Origin of the sequence: Sphingomonas kyeonggiensis (assembly GCF_014196745.1) — a bacterium.
GTDB lineage: Bacteria > Pseudomonadota > Alphaproteobacteria > Sphingomonadales > Sphingomonadaceae > Sphingomonas > Sphingomonas kyeonggiensis.
In genome coordinates this window covers 286901-302873 of the sequence record NZ_JACIEH010000001.1, presented here as the reverse complement: position 1 = coordinate 302873, position 15973 = coordinate 286901, and the positions used below count along the sequence as shown (strand labels likewise).

Below are 15973 nucleotides of genomic sequence, written 5' to 3'. Positions count from 1 at the left end.
ACGGGCTCGGCGAAGCAATCCGATCCAGGGGCACAAAACTGTCGGAATCGCTTACAAGTGCGGGCCCTGGTTAAAACCCGCTAACCAATAGAACCCACGCAAATCTGCGGTTCGTGCAAACTGGCACGCAGGCTGCAAAGTATAGGGCACCCCAAGCGTTTCGACGCTTCATTTCAGGGTGGGTCGACCGCTACTTCCCCGGTCTCGCGTCGACCCACCCGACCCGGGTTTCCCCAGATCCACCGAATCGACGGCTTGACGCCGTGACGTCACGCCATGGCGCCATGCTGCCATGACGTCACGAAAAAGGCCGCCACCCGCGGCGAACCGGGATGGCGACCTGATCTTTCGACGGCCCGCGATCCGGCCAAGGCCGGACCGGCGGAACTTATGCCGCGGCGTCCTTGGCGAGGAGCTGGGCCAGCTCGCCGCTTTCGTACATTTCCATCATGATGTCCGAACCGCCGACGAACTCACCCTTCACATAGAGCTGCGGGATGGTCGGCCAGTCGGAGAATTCCTTGATCCCCTGGCGGATGCCCTGGTCCTGGAGCACGTCGACGCTCTCGAACTCGGCACCGAGATGGTTGAGGATCGCGATGGCGCGGCTGGAGAAGCCGCACTGCGGGAACAGCGGGCTGCCCTTCATGAACAGCAGCACTTCGTTGCTGTCGACCAGCTGCTGGATGCGGGCCTGGGTGTCGTCGGTCACTTGGTCTTACTCCTCGACAGGCGCTTCGGTGGTGAGCTGGAGCGCGTGGAGCACGCCGCCCATGCGCCCGCCGAGCGCGGCATAGACCGCCTGGTGCTGGCGCACCCGCGGCATGCCCTTGAACATCGGCGCGACAACCCGCGCCGCATAATGATCGCCATCACCGGCAAGATCGGTGATCTCGACCCGGGCATCGGGGATGCCGGCCTTGATCAGCTCCTCGATCTCGCTGGCCGCCATCGGCATCAGGCTTCGCCCATCAGCTGGCGGCGGGCCTCGACCGACTGCTCCTCGAGCGCACGGCGCACGGTGGCGTCATCGGTCTCCACGCCGGCGGCGAGCAAGTCGCCGAGCAGCTTGCGGATCACGTCCTCGTCGCCGGCTTCCTCGAAATCGGCCTGGACGACTGCCTTGGCATAGGCGTCGGTCTCTTCCGGGGTGAGCTTCATCTGCGCGGCGGCCCACTGGCCGACGAGCTTGTTGCGGCGAGCCGTGACGCGGAAAGCCATGTCCTCGTCGCGCGCGAACTTCGCCTCGAATGCCCGTTCGCGATCGTCGAAAGTCGTCATCATGGTCCCCTATATGGCGTTCGGAGCCGAGATAGGGGGGCGACGGGCATAGGGCAAGCGCACCAATTCCTCCCTCGGAGCGCAGCTCCGGGGGAGGGGGACCGCGCGCGCAGCGCGTGGTGGAGGGGGGATGACCGCACGCCGGGTGGCCTGTGGAGAGGCCCCCTCCACCATTTGCTGCGCAAATGGTCCCCTTCCCCCGCTGCGCGAGGGAGGAATTTCTAGACCGTCACCACGACCTTCCCGATCACCTGGCGCGCAGCCATCTTCGCGATCGCCTGGCCACCATCGGCCAATGCAAACGTCTCGGTCACCTTCGGCGCGATCCTGCCCTCGGCCCAGAGGCGGAAGAGATGCTCGACATGCGCCTGGTTACCCTTGGGATCGCGCGCCGCGAAGGCGCCCCAGAACACGCCGCAGACGTCGCAGCTCTTGAGCAAAGTCAGGTTGAGCGGCAGCTTCGGGATGCCCGCCGGGAAGCCGACCACCAGATAGCGCCCCTCCCAGCCGATCGCGCGCAGCGCCGGCTCGGCATAGTCGCCGCCGACAGGATCGTAGATCACGTCGGCGCCCTGTGGCCCCAGCGCCGCCTTGAACTGTTCGGCCAGCGCCCTGGACTGGTCCTTGTCGAACGGCGCCCGGCCATAGACCAGCGCTTCGTCCGCACCTGCCGCTTTGGCCGCCGCCGCCTTCTCTTCCGAGGAGACCGCCGCGATCACCCGCGCGCCGAACGCCTTGCCGAGCTCGACCGCCGCGAGGCCGACGCCGCCGGCCGCACCCAGCACGAGCAGATTCTGCCCCTCGCGCAGATGCCCGCGATCGAGCAGCGCGTGGATCGTCGTGGCATAGGTGAGCAGCAGCGCCGCGCCTTCCTCGAAGCTGCGGCCTTCGGGCAATTTGAACAGGCGGAAGGCTTCGATCGCGATCTTCTCGACCAGCCCGCCATGGCCGGTCACCGCGATCACCCGGTCGCCGACTTCCCAGCCGGTGACGCCCTCGCCCACGCTCTCGATCACGCCCGCGATCTCGCCGCCCGGCGCGAAGGGGCGCGGCGGCTTGAACTGGTATTTGTCCTCGATGATCAGGAAGTCGGGATAGTTGATCGCGCAGGCCTTCACCGCGACGACCACCTGCCCCTTGCCGGCCGCCGGATCGGCGACCTCTTCCAGAATTAGAGTGTCAGGTCCGCCCGGTTGCTTCGAGAGCAGTGCCTTCATTCGCCGTCTCCACCGCGATCCACGGGCGGCTTTGCGCCATCCCGGATTCGAATTTCGAAATCGCGGTATCTTGTGCCAGCGTCATGCCGATCTCGTCCAGCCCTTCCATCAGGCACTGGCGGCGGAAGGCGTCGAGTTCGAAGGGGAAACGGTCCTGGAAGGGCGTGGTGACGGTCATCGTCTCGAGATCGACGGTGATCTCGTCGGTCCTGGCCACTTCGACCAGCCGGTCCACGGCGTCCTGGGGCAGCACCACCGGCACGATGCCGTTCTTGAAGGCGTTGCCCGAGAAGATGTCCGAGAAGCTCGGCGCGATCACCGCCTTGATGCCCAGGTCGGCGAGTGCCCAGGCGGCATGCTCGCGGCTGGAGCCGCAGCCGAAATTGTCGCCGGCGACGAGCACGGGCGAACCGGCATAGCGTTCGTCGTCGAAGACGTTGCCCGGCTGCGCGCGCACGCTTTCGAACGCGCCCTTGCCCAGCCCCTCGCGCGTCGTGGTCTTCAGCCAGTGCGCGGGAATGATGATGTCGGTGTCGATATTCTTGGCGCCCCACGGATAGGCGCGCCCCTCGACCTTGCGAACGGCTTCCACTTTACACAACCTCCCGGATCAGCGGGCGGCTGCAGTCTCCGCCTTCGCTTCCATGCCCTTGCCGGTTGCGGCGTATCCCGCCGCCAGCCCACAAAGCACCGTGCTCGCAATCAGTGCCACCAGCGCCCGCTTCATACTTCATCCCCTCACGCATCCGCCGACATCAGCTCCCTGACATCGGTGAGGCGCCCCCGGATCGCCGCCGCCGCCGCCATGGCCGGCGACAACAGGTGCGTCCGCGCGCCCGGACCCTGCCTCCCTACGAAATTTCGATTCGAGGTGGAAGCACAACGTTCCCCGGCGGGGACCTTGTCGGGGTTCATGGCGAGACACATCGAGCAGCCCGGCTCGCGCCACTCGAAGCCCGCCTCGGTGAAGATGCGGTCGAGCCCCTCGGCCTCGGCCTGGCGCTTGACCAGTCCGGAGCCCGGCACGATCAGCGCCTGACGGATCCGATCGGCGACATGATGGCCCTTCACCACCGCCGCGGCGGCGCGCAGGTCCTCGATCCGGCTGTTGGTGCACGAGCCGATGAAGACATGCTCGATGGCGACGTCCTCCATCCGCATGCCGGGCGTCAGGCCCATATAATCGAGCGACTTCTGCGCGGCGACGCGCTTGGCCGGATCCTCGAAGCTCTCGGGATCGGGCACGCTGCCGGTGATCGGCACCACGTCCTCGGGGCTGGTGCCCCAGGTGAGCGACGGCGCGATGTCACTGGCCTCCAGCACGATCGACTTGTCGTAGCGCGCGCCGGGATCGGTCGGCAGCGTCTTCCAATAGGCGACCGCACGCTCCCATGCCTCGCCCCTGGGCGCCATCGGCCGGCCCTGGATATAGTCGAAGGTCGTCTGGTCGGGCGCGATCAGGCCCGAGCGGGCGCCGCCCTCGATCGACATGTTCGAGACGGTCAGCCGTCCCTCGATCGACATGGCGCGGATCACCTCGCCGGTGAACTCGATGACGTAACCGGTGCCGCCGGCCGCGCCGATCCTGCCGATGATCGCCAGCACCACGTCCTTGGGGCTCACCCCGAAACCGAGCGTACCGTCGACGCGGATCTCCAGCGTCTTGCTCTGCTTGAGGAGCAGCGTCTGGGTCGCGAGGACGTGCTCGACTTCGCTGGTGCCGATCCCGAAGGCAAGCGCGCCCAGCGCGCCATGCGCCGAGGTATGGCTGTCACCGCAGACCAGCGTGGTACCGGGCAGGGTGAAGCCCTGCTCCGGGCCAACGACATGGACGATGCCCTGCCGCGCATCGAGCGCGTCGATATAGGGCACGCCGAACTCGGCGACGTTCGCGCGCAGTGCCGAAAGCTGGCCGGCGCTCGCCGCGTCGGCGATCGGCAGCTCGTGCCCGGCGGCATCGACGCGCGCGGTGGTCGGCAGGTTGTGATCGGGCACCGCAAGGGTAAGGTCGGTACGGCGCACCGGCCGCCCCGCCGCACGCAGGCCGGCAAAGGCCTGGGGGCTGGTCACCTCATGGACGAGGTGGCGGTCGATATAGATCAGGCAGGTTCCATCGTCCCGGCGCTCGACCACATGGTCGGCCCAGATCTTCTCGTACAGAGTGCGCGGTTGAACGGTCATGCGGGCGCTTTAGTCGATTCTTGCGCGCAGGCAAGCGTTCGTGGAATTTTCCATCGCATAGTTGAACTATTCTCCGGGTCCGCGGCCGAGCCTGACGGCCTCGCTGGGTAGATAGGAAGGGAGCGCGGCGATCTCCACATCGCCCACCGCGTCACCGCCTATTTCGCCGGCGCCTTCGCGGCCTCGCCCTTCAGATACGCCTGGACCGCGGCGATCTCGTCGTCGGTGAAGGCGGTGAAGCCGACCCGGGCGACCACACCCATCAGCCCCAGGTCGCGCCCGCTCATCCCCTCGCCGGTGCGCATCAGCTTGCGGAAGGCGGCGGGATCGTAGGACGCGGCGACCGGCGCCAGCGCCGGCACTTTGGTCTTGCCGTCCTCCATCACGCTGTCCTCGTGCAGCTTGTGGCAGGCCTGGCAGGCAACGCCGACATAATAGCGGCCGATATCGCCGGGGCGCTTCGCCACCGAGAGGTTGTTCTCGGTCGCCATCGGCGGCAGCGCGCCGGTGAGCAGCAGGAAACGGCCCATCGGCCCGAAGCCTGTCTTCACCTTGCTGTCCTGCGGGCCGGGCTTGAGGCTGCGGATCCAGGCGATGATCCTGCCCAGGTCGTCATCGGCGATGCGGCCGAGCGAATGGCTGGGCATGATGAAGGTGGAGGTGCCATCGGGCTTCACGCCGTAGCGGATGACTCGGGCCAGTTCCGCGTCGCTCATCCTCGCGGCCATCTCGGCGAGCGGCGGCGGCGCCACCGTGCCGACCAGCGGCACGGAGAAGAGCACCTTCCCCTCCCCATTGCCGGCATGGCAGTCGCGGCACATCACGATGTTCGCCAGGCGACCGCCCTCGGCCACCGAGGCGGCGTCCTTCGGCACGGTGACGGCGATATCGGGCGTCTTGTGCCCCGTGCGGATGATCCACTCCGAGCCGCCATAGACGACCGCGAGCAACAGCACGACAAGGCCGGCCAGCACGGCCAGTCCGCGAACGATCCAACGCATCTGAAAACTTCCCAAGCCAGTAGTGTATTACGCCACTAATACACTTCGCAGCTTTGGGCAAGTCATGCCGGGGCCGCGTCTTCCTTGGGCGAGATGTAAGCAGGATCATGCGCGAAAGGCAGTGGCCTCCCCGCGCGCAGCGCATCCAAGACTTCAGCGAACCCGGTCTCACACCGAAAGCCAAGTCTCCGCTCGGCGCGGCCGGCGTCGTATACGCGACCGATGCTCCTGGGGAATTCCCATCCCTTTGCATGGTATAACTCGAGTGCATCGGGAAAATGGCGCGCGATTACTGCGGGAGCATCACGCTTTAGTTCCGCACACTCGCTACGCGCAAACGGCGTCGGCGCCGATACTATGAAGGCGTCAAAGCCGATTTCCGGTGCCTTTTCAAGCGCCAACAGGTGCGCGCGGGCCGCATCCCCGGCCGTCAGCCGGCGGTGGAGCAGCTCGTTCGCCTTCATGTTCTCGCCCGAAAGCGCGCGATGCGTGTCGTCCTCCTCGGGGAAGAAACGGCTTGTGCGCAGCACCACGCAGTTGAGCCCGTCGTTCAGCCAGGCGAGCCGGCAGAGCTGCTCGGCGGCGAGCTTGGTGACGCCGTAGATGTTGCGCGGCTCGAGCGGGCCGGACGCCTCGTCGAGCCATACCGCCGCGTCGCCCGCCTCGTCGCGGATCGCCTGGCTGATCATCAGCGAGGTGGTGGAGGTGAAGACGAACCGGTCGTGCCCCGCCTTCGCCGCCGCCTCGAGCAGGTTGAGCGTGCCGGTGACGTTGACGTCGATGAACGCCTGGGCCGGATAGCGCGCGATGTCCGGCTTGTGCAGGGCGCCGCCGTGGATCACCGCCTCGATCCCGCGCTCGGCGAAGACACGATCGACCAGCGCCCTGTCCGCCACCGAACCGATGACGTCGGTGTCCGCACCCGGCGCCACGTCGAGGCCGGTGACGCTGTGGCCATTGGCGCGCAGCAGCGGCGCCAGGAAGCGGCCGAGCCAACCGGAGGAGCCTGTCAGGAGGATGCGCATGGGGAGCGGATATGCCTGAGGCGCCGCGCAGCCTCAACAATCGTCCGCCCTACCACCGTCATCCCGGCGAAAGCCGGGATCTCAGGCGAAGGCGCGGGAAAGAGCCGCACGAGATCCCGGCTTTCGCCGGGATGACGGTTATGGGGTTATTGAAGCACCGGCACCGGCGAAGCCTTGATCTCCGCCGGTTCGTGCGCATCCTGCCATTCGGTGCGGCGCTTCACCCGGAAGTTCAGGAACAGCACCGGCAGCTTCAGGAACAGCAGCTCGGAGTGGATGAAGCTGTCGATCCCCCGCTCCCACCATTTGGGATCGCGCTTGCCGTTCGCCTTCAGCCAGCCGTCATAGGGCGCCCAGTGGCTCGGCTCGTCCTTCTCGATGATCCGGAAGATCTTCATCAGCACCTTGTCGCCGGTCACCAGCGGGTGGCGGAGCAGGACCTCGACCTGCTTGTGCCCGCGCTGCTCGGTGAGCGAGATCACGCGGCATAGCTTCTCGAACTGGTCGTCCTCGGCGATGATCCGCTGGGTATCGAGCTCGTCGATGGTGTGGCGGAACATGATCTCGACGAACCGGTCGATATGGCCGCAGGTCCGGTCGACCATCAGCGGCATCTTGCCCTGCAGCTCGAACCAGCGCTTGAACATGACATAGTGCTTGCGCTCATCGGCGCGATGCTTCTCGATCGCGGCGATCAGCGCATGGTCGTCCGGGGCGCGCGCCTTCACCGCTTCGAGCACCCGGTCGATGCTCGTGTACCCGCGATGCTCGTTATAAATATAGATCGAGCCCAGCAGGTCGAGATAACGGCGGCGGAACCGGGCTAACATGACGTTAGGCCTACGCCTTTGCACGCTCCGCCGCCAATTAAATCGCGTCCACCTTGTCAGGCGGTGGCGAGCGCCACTTCATAGTTCGCCGTGGTCTTCTCGGCGACCTCTGCCTCGCTCACGCCCGGGGCCAGCTCGACCAGCCGGAAGGGCGAATTGTGGTCGGGCCGCTGGAACACGGCGAGATCGGTGATGATCATGTCGACCACGTTCTTGCCGGTGAGCGGCAGGTCGCAGGCCGGCACGAACTTGGGCGCCCCGTCCTTCGAATTGTGCTCCATCACCACGATGATCTTCTTGACGCCGGCGACCAGGTCCATGGCGCCGCCCATGCCCTTGATCATCTTGCCGGGGATCATCCAGTTGGCGATGTCGCCGGTCTCGCTGATCTCCATCGCGCCGAGCACGGTCAGGTCGATATGCCCGCCGCGGATCATCGCGAAGCTCTGCTCCGAGCCGAAATAGACCGACTGGGGCAGCTCGCTGATCGTCTGCTTGCCGGCATTGATCAGATCGGGATCGACTTCGTCGTCATAGGGGAACGGGCCGATGCCGAGCATGCCGTTCTCCGACTGGAGCGTGACCTCTACCCCTTCCGGGATATGGTTCGCCACCAGCGTCGGGATGCCGATGCCCAGATTGACGTAGAAGCCGTCCTGCAGCTCCTTCGCGGCGCGCGCCGCCATCTCGTCACGGGTCCAGGCCATCTTACTTCTTCTCCTCGGCCGGATCGGCCCATTGCTTGTCCTTGGGGAACACCTCGTCCATCCCGCCCTTCAGGCCGGAGCCGTAGACCGGGTTGGGCAGGATGAACCAGCCATGCCCCCACAGCGGCGCGATCAGCGTGTTGCTGGTGGTGTTGCGCCGCGCGGGGGTCGACAGGTCCTTGGCATTGAACAGGTCGCTGAAATCACCCAGCTGGTCGCCGCCCATCGCGACGATGCAGTAGCGCTCGGCGATCTGCCAGCGCCGCTCGTCCTTGCCGCTCGGCGCATTGTCGTCGCGCAGGATCAACGTGTCGCCCAGCGTCACCGGACCCAGTCCGGCCCTGTTGAGCGCCTCGATCGTGAACGGGGCCGTGCTGGCCGAGCGATTGGTGTTGAAGATCACGGTGATGCCGTCGCTGCGCAGCGCCGCGATCGTCTCGGCGGCGCCGGGCACCGCCTCCACCTTGTCCGCACCGGTCTCCTCCCAGCGCGTCCAGCGACCCTGGTCATAGCCCGGGCCGCGCCGCGCCGCGTCGCTCTCGAAGCCGAGGTTGAGCAGTACGGTCTCGTCCACGTCGAACACCACCGCCATCGGGCGCTTGCCGCACGTGCCGAACTTGGGCGAGGTCAGCGTCGAATCGCGCGTCATCACCACCGACGTGATCTGGCTCTTGTCGCGGCGGAAGCGCAGCTCGCCATGCACATAGGTCCACAGCGCCGCATAGGCCTGGAGGCTGAGCGCCGAGGCTTCGCCCGAACCGTAGAGGAACTGCATCTCGGGCGGCACGCTGCCCGGCACCGGCTTCGCGGCAACGGGCGCGACCGCCGCCTCGCCCGGCGTCGGCAGCGCCGTCAGGTTGGTGACCTGGACCTTCTGGCCATCCTCGGTCGTGTAGACCTGGCCCGGCTGCGGGGCCGGCGCCGTCTGCTGGCGCTTGCTCCTCTTGCGCGCCTTGCTGTCCTGCGAGGTCTTGACCACGCCCGCGGCGGCCGCGATCGGCACCGCGGCGGCGATGCAGCCCGAAAGCCCCGTCGACGCCAGTACCAGCCCGGTTATCGCAAGGATGCGGTTCACGCGGCCCCCAGGGCCTCAGGACGCGGACGGGTGGTCCGGAACTCGATCTTCTTGTCGTAAGGCGCGCCCACGATCAGCCGCTTCACATAGATGCCCGGCAGGTGGATCGCATCGTGGTCGAGGCTGCCGACCGGCACCACTTCCTCCACCTCGGCGACGCAGATCCTGCCCGCGGTCGCCATGGGCTGGTTGAAGTTGCGGGCGGTCTTGCGGAAGATCAGGTTGCCGCTCTCATCGGCCTTCCAGCCCTTGATGATCGACAGGTCGCTGCGGATGCCGCGCTCGAGGATATACTCCTCGCCGTCGAAGACCTTCACTTCCTTGCCCTCGGCCACCAGCGTGCCGACCCCGGTCTTCGTGTAGAAGCCCGGAATGCCCGCCCCGCCCGCGCGGCAGCGCTCGGCCAGCGTGCCCTGGGGGCAGAATTCCACCTCGAGCTCGCCCGACAGATACTGGCGCTCGAACTCCTTGTTCTCGCCGACATAGGACGAGATCATCTTCTTCACCTGGCGGGTGCGCAGCAGCTTGCCCAGGCCCTCGCCGTCCACGCCGGCATTGTTCGAGGCGATGGTGAGGTCCCTGGTGCCCGCATCGCGGATCGCGTCGATCAGCCGCTCGGGAATGCCGCACAGGCCGAAACCGCCCGCGCAGATCGTCATGCCGTCGAACAGCAGCCCTTCCAGCGCTGCTTCGGCGTTGGGGTAGAGCTTCTTCATCCGCGATTCTCTCCTGACTTCGCCTGGGGCGATAGTCCGGCAGCGAAGCTCCGGTCAAGCAAACCTGAACCAGCTTTCAACTTTGCCGCGTCGCAGCATTACCCGGAACCGCTCTCCCGCGAACCTGAACAGAAGATGATCGAAAACGGTGGTGTGGCACAATGGCAACACGGCAGGTTTGTAATTAAATTGCCATATTGCACTGCGGAATCGGAGGCCTACGTAGAGCCCCGGATGGCCATCCGAACCTGAGTAAATAAGTCCAAAGGTAGGAAATATAATGCGAATTCTCGCAGTGTCCGCGCTCGCCCTCGTGGCAGCCACCGCAACCCCCGCTTTCGCCCAGGACAGCGCGCCGTTCAGCGGCCCGCGCATCGAGGCAGAAGCCGGTGTGGACCATGTCGGCTCCGAGGGTAATGGCCGTTCGGGCTTCCTGTATGGCGGCGCCATCGGCTACGACAAGCAGTTCAACAACATCGTGATCGGCGCTGACGCCGAGATCACCGGCGCGACCACCAAGCAGGGTGGCGTGGAAGCCGGCCGTGACCTGTACGTCGGCGGCCGCGCCGGTTTCGTGGTCGGCGGTTCGACCCTGGTGTACGGCAAGGCCGGCTACACCAACGCCCGCGTCAGCTTCGGCAATGACGGCCAGAACAACGACGGCTACCGTCTGGGTGCCGGCGTCGAGCGCAACTTCGGCCGCTTCTTCGGCAAGGTCGAGTATCGCTACTCGCGCTACGAGAAGATCGACCTGAACCGCGACCAGGTCGTCGCGGGCGTCGGCGTTCGCTTCTAAGCGACCGACAAATCCGGACAGCAAGGGGGCCGCGCGGGAAACTGCGCGGCCCTTTTTTGTGGAACGAGATGGAGCGAGATCAGGTCCCTGGCGCCTCATTTTGCCGGACGTTGCTCCCGTTGTCGGCTTCGGGCAATCTCCGGCCATGACTTCTCGCAGGCGCCCGCGCTTCCGATTTGTGTTTCTGGCGCTCGCCGCGGTGGGCATTGCCGGCGCCCTGCTGTTCCTGTTGCCGCCGGCGACCGCGGAGGAGCGCGCGGTCCTGGAGAAGGTGGCAAAGTCGCAGCCCGTGACGACCTGTCTCGCCCTGAAGACGACAGGCCATCCCGCCCGTCAAGTCCGCTGGGATCACAAGGACAAGGGCGCGGCGCTTATTCGCGCGAACGCGCTGTCGCAATCGCGGGAGGTGCGGCTCGCGCTCGACCTCGAAAGCGTTATCGACAATTCGCTGAAGCTCGACTGCGAACGCCGCGCCACGCTTTCCACGCCGAGCTTCTTCGGTCCGTTCGCCTTTGTCGAAGTGACCGACGAAAGCTCTCGCGACGTCATTGCGCTCGAGAAGACCGGCAAGGGCTGGGACTTCGTCGAGCATATTCCGCAACCGATACAGAGCGTCGTCTTCTAGCTTTCCCGGTCGCCCGGCCCGTCGTCCAGCATGATCGAACGACAGGGCTCGCGGCCGCCATAGCTGTGCTCGGCCACCCTGGCCCCCACCGCACGCAGCGCATCGGCGCGGTCCGCCGAGCGCACGCCGAAGATCGCCCGCTCATAGGGCATCGTGCCCGCGAACGCCGGCACTGCCCGCACCCGCTCCAGCCAGCCCGCGGTGCGCGGCCAGCGCTCGGCATCGATCTCGAACCCGGCGAGCGAGGCGTTGCGGAAGAAGCAGGCATAGGTGAAGTCGGCGGTGCAGACATGGTCGAACAGGAAGCCGTCCGCAGGCACCCGCGCCTCGATCCAGTCGAGCGCCTCCGGCAGGTCGCGGGTCGTAACCCGCTCGATCAGCGCATGATCGGGCTCGCGCTTCCAGACATAGGGGACGATGGTTCGCTGGTAGAACAGCCGCCAGATGATCAGGTCGCCCAGCCGGCTGTCGGCGAATTCCTCCATCCAGCGGGCCTTGGCCCGGTCGGCCGGCGATTTCGGCATCAATGGCGGCTCGGGCCAGCGCTCGTCGACATATTCGGCGATCACCGTCGAATCGTTGAGCACCAGGTCGCCGTCGATCAGCACCGGGATGCGGCGCAGCGGGCTGACCCGGGTGAAGTCCTCGGTGCCGTAGAAGGGCACGATCGGATCCATCTCATATTCGACGCCCTTGTGATCGAGCGCGACGAATACCTTGCGTGCATAGGGCGACACATGATTGCCAATGATCAGCATGGATCGAGGGGTTACGCTCCCTGCCCTGCCCGGTCTAGACAGGCAGCATGACCGCGAAACGAACCGGGGGCAGGATCCTCGTCGACAATCTGGTCGCGCAGGGTTGCGACCGTATCTTCCACGTGCCGGGCGAGAGCTTCCTCGCCGTGCTCGACGCGCTGCACGACGTGCCGCAGATCGATGTGGTGACCTGCCGCCAGGAGGGCGGGGTCGGCTTCATGGCCTGTGCCGATGGCGCGATGACGCAGCGGCCGGGCGTCGCCTTCGTCACCCGCGGCCCGGGCGCGACCAACGCCTCGATCGGGGTGCACGTCGCGATGCAGGATTCGCAGCCGATGATCCTGTTCATCGGCGATGTCGACCGCGGCATGCGGGATCGCGAGGGTTTCCAGGAAGTCGATTTCCCCGCCTTTTTCGGCCCGATCGCCAAATGGGCGACGCGGATCGAGGACGCGCGCCGCATCCCCGAATATGTCGCCCGCGCCTTCGCGGTCGCCACGTCCGGCCGCCCAGGCCCGGTGGTGATCGCGCTGCCCGAGGACATGCTGTGCGATATGGTCGAGGCGGTCGACCGCCCCGAGCTAGCCCCGCCCCTCCAGGTCCCCGGCGCCTATGACCTCGACCAGCTCTACGAGATGCTCGGCGCGGCGCAGCGCCCGATCGCGATCATCGGCGGCGCCGGCTGGGATGCCGAGACCGGCGAGGACTTCCTCCGCTTTGCCGAGCGGATCGCCCTGCCCGTGGCCGGAGCCTTCCGCCGCCAGGACGCGATCCCCAACAGCTCGCCGGTCTGGGCCGGCAATCTCGGCTATGGCCCCAACCCCAAGCTGGTCCAGCGCATCAAGGATGCCGACCTGCTGCTCGTGGTCGGCGCGCGGCTCGGCGAGGCGACCACCGACGGCTATACGCTGATCACCCCGGAGCATCCCGGCCAGACGCTCGTCCATGTCCACCCGGACCCGAACGAGCTCAACCGCGTCTATCTCGCCGACCTGCCGATCTGCGCGCGCCCCTTCGAGTTCGCGGTCGCGCTGGCTGCCGAGGACGAGGTCGAGCTGCCCAGCTTCGACGCAGCCCAGGCGCACGCCGAATGGATCGAATGGTCCACCCCCAAGCCCCGCGAGGGCGTGGCGCTCGATCTCGGCCAGTGCGTCGCGGCGATGCGGACGTCGATGCCGGCGGATACGATCATCTGCAACGGCGCCGGCAATTTCTCGAGCTGGTGGCACCGCTACTGGCCCTATGCCGCCCATCCCTCGCAGCTCGCCCCCACCGCCGGGGCGATGGGCTATGGCGTGCCCGCCGCCGTCGCCGCCGCGATCCGCTTCCCGGACCGCGCCGTGGTCGCGCTGGCCGGCGACGGCGATTTCATGATGAACGGCCAGGAGCTCGCCACCGCCGTCCAGCATGACGCGAGCCTGATCGTCCTGCTGATCGACAACGGCACCTATGGCACGATCCGCATGCACCAGGAGCGTGAATATCCCGCGCGCCTCTCGGGCACGGCACTGAAGAACCCCGACTTCGCCGCCCTGGCCCGCGCCTATGGCGGCTGGGCCGAGACGGTGGAGCGGACCGAGGAATTCGCCCCCGCCCTCGCCCGTGCGCTGGAGCAGCCCGGCCTGCGCCTGCTCCACCTCAAGACCGATATCGAGTTCATCACCCCGGGGCTCACCGTCACCGGCCTGCGGAGCAAATAATCCCGCCAGTCCGCGGCTTTGCCGGTCCCCCGCCCGCTATAATGACGGAACAGGGACAACCGAAGAGGCAGGCATATGGGCTGGCGGCATCTGCACGTCGGACGCAAGGGAGACAATCTGACCATCCAGAACCACCGGGTCTGGCTGGAAGAATGGCGCTGGATCAACGCGGAGACCGTGCGCCTGCCCGATCCGATGGTCCCAGCCGACATCCTGTCGCACATGATCTGCGAAATCGGGCCCAAGACGCGCCCGGTGCGCTTCGCCGCGCACAAGCTGCAGAGCGAGCTGTGGAGCTTCTACATCCCGGATTGATCGCCGGGGTTCTTCCAGGCTCGATTAGTCCAGCAACCAGGACCGCTTCGCCGGCGCTCCCGACACCAGCGGATCGTCCGGCTGCGCCAGGCGCAGCTTCGCGCCCGCCAGCGGCTTGCCGCTGATCCGGTCGATCACCACCGGCTCGACCAGCATCTCCGTCTCGGTATCGACCAGCCGGCTGGTGCCGCCCTCGCCATTGTGGCGCCGGCCCCATTCCCCGATCACGTGCAGCACCGGCAGGAAATCGTGCCCCGCTTCGGTCAGCACATATTCGTCGCGCGGCGGGCGTTCGCTGTAGCGCCGCTTCGCCACCAGCCCCGCCTCGACCAGCGCGCGCAACCGCGCGGTCAGGATGTTCGGCGCGATCCCCAGGCTGGTGCGTAGTGCCTCGAAGCGGCTGAGCCCCAGGCTCAGATCGCGCAGGATCAGCATGCTCCACGCATCCCCCACCTTGGCCAGCCCGCGGGCGACCGGACAGCAGGTCTGCGAATTTTCTTGGTCAACGTCCATTGCATAATGATAGTGAGTTACTATTAAAATGCAAGCGACTCGATCTCCGGGCCGCAACGGAGACGAACCATGACTGATTCCACCCTGGGCACTGCCCTGATCACCGGCGCTTCCACCGGCATCGGCGCCGTCTATGCGGACCGCCTGGCGAAACGCGGCCACGACCTGATCCTCGTCGCCCGCGACGCTGCGCGCATGCAGGCGCTAGCCGATCGCCTGACCGCCGAGACCGGTCGCACCATTGAAGTGGTTCGCGCCGACCTCACCGATGGCGACGATCTCGATCGCGTGGCGAAGCGCCTGGCCAGCGACGCCGCGATCACCTTGCTGGTCAACAATGCCGGCATGTCGCTGAACGGCGGGCTGCTCGACAATGAAGCGCCGGCGCTCGAGCGGCTGATCGCCCTCAACGTCACCGCCCCCACCGTGCTCGCTTCTGCCGCCGGCAAGGCATTCCAGGCACGCGGCAAGGGCGGCATCATCAACCTCGCCTCGGTGCTCGCCCTGGCGCCCGAGGCTTTCGACGGCACCTATTCGGGGTCGAAGGCCTTCGTGCTCAACGTCTCGCTCTCGCTTGCCAGCCAGCTGGAGCCGAAGGGCGTGCGCGTCCAGGCCGTGCTGCCCGGTGCCACCCGCACCGAGATCTGGGAGCGTTCGGGCAAGGATGTCGACAGCTTTCCGGCGGAGATGGTGATGGACGTGTACGACCTGGTCGATGCCTCGCTGCTCGGCTTCGACAAGGGTGAGACGGTCACGATCCCGCCGCTCGCCGACGAGGGACTGTACGAGAGCTACAACAATGCCCGCCTGGCGATGGGCCCGCACCTCTCCAAGCGCGACGTCGCCCCGCGCTACCGCGAGACGGTGGCGGCGTAAGCCCGGACCGTCACCCCGGCGAAAGCCGGGGTCTCAGGCGGTGGGGGCGTCTTCGAAACCATGGCGCATCCTACGCTCGGAAGCCTCGCAAACGAAGAGGCCGCCCCGGTTTGCCGGAGCGGCCTCGCCTGAGTATCCGCTGGCGGATCAGATATCGTCGCCGAGCGCGCCCTTCACCTTGCCGATGAACTGCTGGCCCTTGCCCTTGGCTTCCTGGAGCTTGCCCTCGGCATCGAGCTTGTCATCGGCATGCGTGCGCTGCGGATCGGCCGGGTCGCCGGCGATCGCCTGCTTGGCCTTGCCGACCAACTCGTTGACGTTGCCCTTGATCTTGTCGGTAAGTTCACCCATGATTTC

Annotated in this window: 20 protein-coding genes; 5 read left to right on the top strand and 15 right to left on the bottom strand. The window is 66.7% G+C overall.

Annotation, left to right across the window (positions count from 1 at the left end; translation table 11 throughout):
• Positions 1-388 precede the first annotated feature (388 nt).
• The 12 genes from grxD to GGR46_RS01535 form a co-directional block, all read right to left on the bottom strand.
• Positions 389-712 (bottom strand): Grx4 family monothiol glutaredoxin, encoded by a 324-nt coding sequence (gene grxD / locus GGR46_RS01590; RefSeq protein WP_183993931.1) that lies wholly within the window; start codon positions 710-712, stop codon positions 389-391.
• Between the two features lie 6 nt (positions 713-718).
• Complete coding sequence (locus tag GGR46_RS01585; RefSeq protein ID WP_183993929.1) at positions 719-958, bottom strand: BolA family protein; 240 nt, start codon at positions 956-958, stop codon at positions 719-721.
• Positions 958-1281, bottom strand: a complete 324-nt coding sequence (locus tag GGR46_RS01580; protein WP_183993927.1) for a DUF1476 domain-containing protein — start codon at positions 1279-1281, stop codon at positions 958-960. The genes GGR46_RS01585 and GGR46_RS01580 overlap by 1 nt, the downstream gene beginning before the upstream one ends.
• A gap of 221 nt (positions 1282-1502) precedes the next feature.
• Positions 1503-2498, bottom strand: a complete 996-nt coding sequence (locus tag GGR46_RS01575; RefSeq protein ID WP_183993925.1) for an NADPH:quinone oxidoreductase family protein — start codon at positions 2496-2498, stop codon at positions 1503-1505.
• The gene (gene leuD, locus GGR46_RS01570) at positions 2461-3090 is read right to left on the bottom strand and encodes a 3-isopropylmalate dehydratase small subunit (RefSeq protein ID WP_183993923.1); all 630 of its coding nucleotides are present in this window, start codon (positions 3088-3090) and stop codon (positions 2461-2463) included. Before leuD ends, GGR46_RS01575 begins: the two co-directional genes overlap by 38 nt.
• A 146-nt stretch (positions 3091-3236) precedes the next feature.
• Positions 3237-4679, bottom strand: coding sequence for a 3-isopropylmalate dehydratase large subunit (gene leuC / locus GGR46_RS01565; RefSeq protein WP_183993921.1), 1443 nt, complete (start codon positions 4677-4679; stop codon positions 3237-3239).
• A gap of 158 nt (positions 4680-4837) precedes the next feature.
• Positions 4838-5680 (bottom strand): c-type cytochrome, encoded by an 843-nt coding sequence (locus tag GGR46_RS01560; protein WP_183993918.1) that lies wholly within the window; start codon positions 5678-5680, stop codon positions 4838-4840.
• 62 nt (positions 5681-5742) lie between these two features.
• Positions 5743-6705, bottom strand: coding sequence for an NAD-dependent epimerase/dehydratase family protein (locus tag GGR46_RS01555; protein WP_183993916.1), 963 nt, complete (start codon positions 6703-6705; stop codon positions 5743-5745).
• 146 nt (positions 6706-6851) lie between these two features.
• Positions 6852-7535 carry a ferritin-like domain-containing protein gene (locus GGR46_RS01550; RefSeq protein ID WP_183993914.1) on the bottom strand — a complete coding sequence of 228 codons (684 nt, stop codon included), beginning with the start codon at positions 7533-7535 and terminating at the stop codon, positions 6852-6854.
• Positions 7536-7591: 56 nt separating this feature from the next.
• Entirely contained in the window at positions 7592-8242 is a 651-nt protein-coding gene (locus GGR46_RS01545; RefSeq protein ID WP_183993912.1) for a 3-oxoacid CoA-transferase subunit B, read from the bottom strand.
• A gap of 1 nt (position 8243) precedes the next feature.
• On the bottom strand, positions 8244-9317 hold the full coding sequence (locus GGR46_RS25785) for an HAD family acid phosphatase (RefSeq protein WP_343057938.1): 1074 nt from the start codon (positions 9315-9317) through the stop codon (positions 8244-8246).
• Positions 9314-10033, bottom strand: coding sequence for a CoA transferase subunit A (locus GGR46_RS01535; RefSeq protein WP_183993910.1), 720 nt, complete (start codon positions 10031-10033; stop codon positions 9314-9316). Before GGR46_RS01535 ends, GGR46_RS25785 begins: the two co-directional genes overlap by 4 nt.
• A gap of 280 nt (positions 10034-10313) precedes the next feature.
• Between GGR46_RS01535 and GGR46_RS01530 the strand changes: the two genes are divergently transcribed.
• Both GGR46_RS01530 and GGR46_RS01525 read left to right on the top strand, forming a co-directional pair.
• Positions 10314-10829: an outer membrane protein gene (locus GGR46_RS01530; protein WP_183993908.1), complete on the top strand. Its 516-nt coding sequence runs from the start codon at positions 10314-10316 to the stop codon at positions 10827-10829.
• Positions 10830-10974: 145 nt separating this feature from the next.
• Positions 10975-11454: a hypothetical protein gene (locus GGR46_RS01525; protein WP_183993906.1), complete on the top strand. Its 480-nt coding sequence runs from the start codon at positions 10975-10977 to the stop codon at positions 11452-11454.
• Here the strand turns inward: GGR46_RS01525 and GGR46_RS01520 are convergent.
• Positions 11451-12212, bottom strand: coding sequence for a glutathione S-transferase family protein (locus GGR46_RS01520; RefSeq protein ID WP_183993904.1), 762 nt, complete (start codon positions 12210-12212; stop codon positions 11451-11453). The two genes, GGR46_RS01525 and GGR46_RS01520, sit on opposite strands and share 4 nt — an antisense overlap.
• Positions 12213-12259: 47 nt before the next feature.
• On the opposite strand from GGR46_RS01520, the gene GGR46_RS01515 reads away from it, so the two are divergent.
• Positions 12260-13912 (top strand): thiamine pyrophosphate-binding protein, encoded by a 1653-nt coding sequence (locus GGR46_RS01515; protein ID WP_183993902.1) that lies wholly within the window; start codon positions 12260-12262, stop codon positions 13910-13912.
• A gap of 75 nt (positions 13913-13987) precedes the next feature.
• On the top strand, positions 13988-14227 hold the full coding sequence (locus GGR46_RS01510) for a hypothetical protein (protein WP_183993900.1): 240 nt from the start codon (positions 13988-13990) through the stop codon (positions 14225-14227).
• 24 nt (positions 14228-14251) lie between these two features.
• Here the strand turns inward: GGR46_RS01510 and GGR46_RS01505 are convergent, their stop codons facing one another.
• Positions 14252-14740, bottom strand: a complete 489-nt coding sequence (locus tag GGR46_RS01505; RefSeq protein WP_183993898.1) for a winged helix-turn-helix transcriptional regulator — start codon at positions 14738-14740, stop codon at positions 14252-14254.
• Between the two features lie 69 nt (positions 14741-14809).
• Between GGR46_RS01505 and GGR46_RS01500 the strand changes: the two genes are divergently transcribed.
• On the top strand, positions 14810-15616 hold the full coding sequence (locus GGR46_RS01500) for an SDR family NAD(P)-dependent oxidoreductase (RefSeq protein ID WP_183993896.1): 807 nt from the start codon (positions 14810-14812) through the stop codon (positions 15614-15616).
• Positions 15617-15763: 147 nt separating this feature from the next.
• Here the strand turns inward: GGR46_RS01500 and GGR46_RS01495 are convergent, their stop codons facing one another.
• A complete protein-coding gene (locus GGR46_RS01495) occupies positions 15764-15967 on the bottom strand; it encodes a CsbD family protein (protein WP_183993894.1) in 204 nt (67 codons plus the stop codon).
• Positions 15968-15973 lie beyond the last annotated feature (6 nt).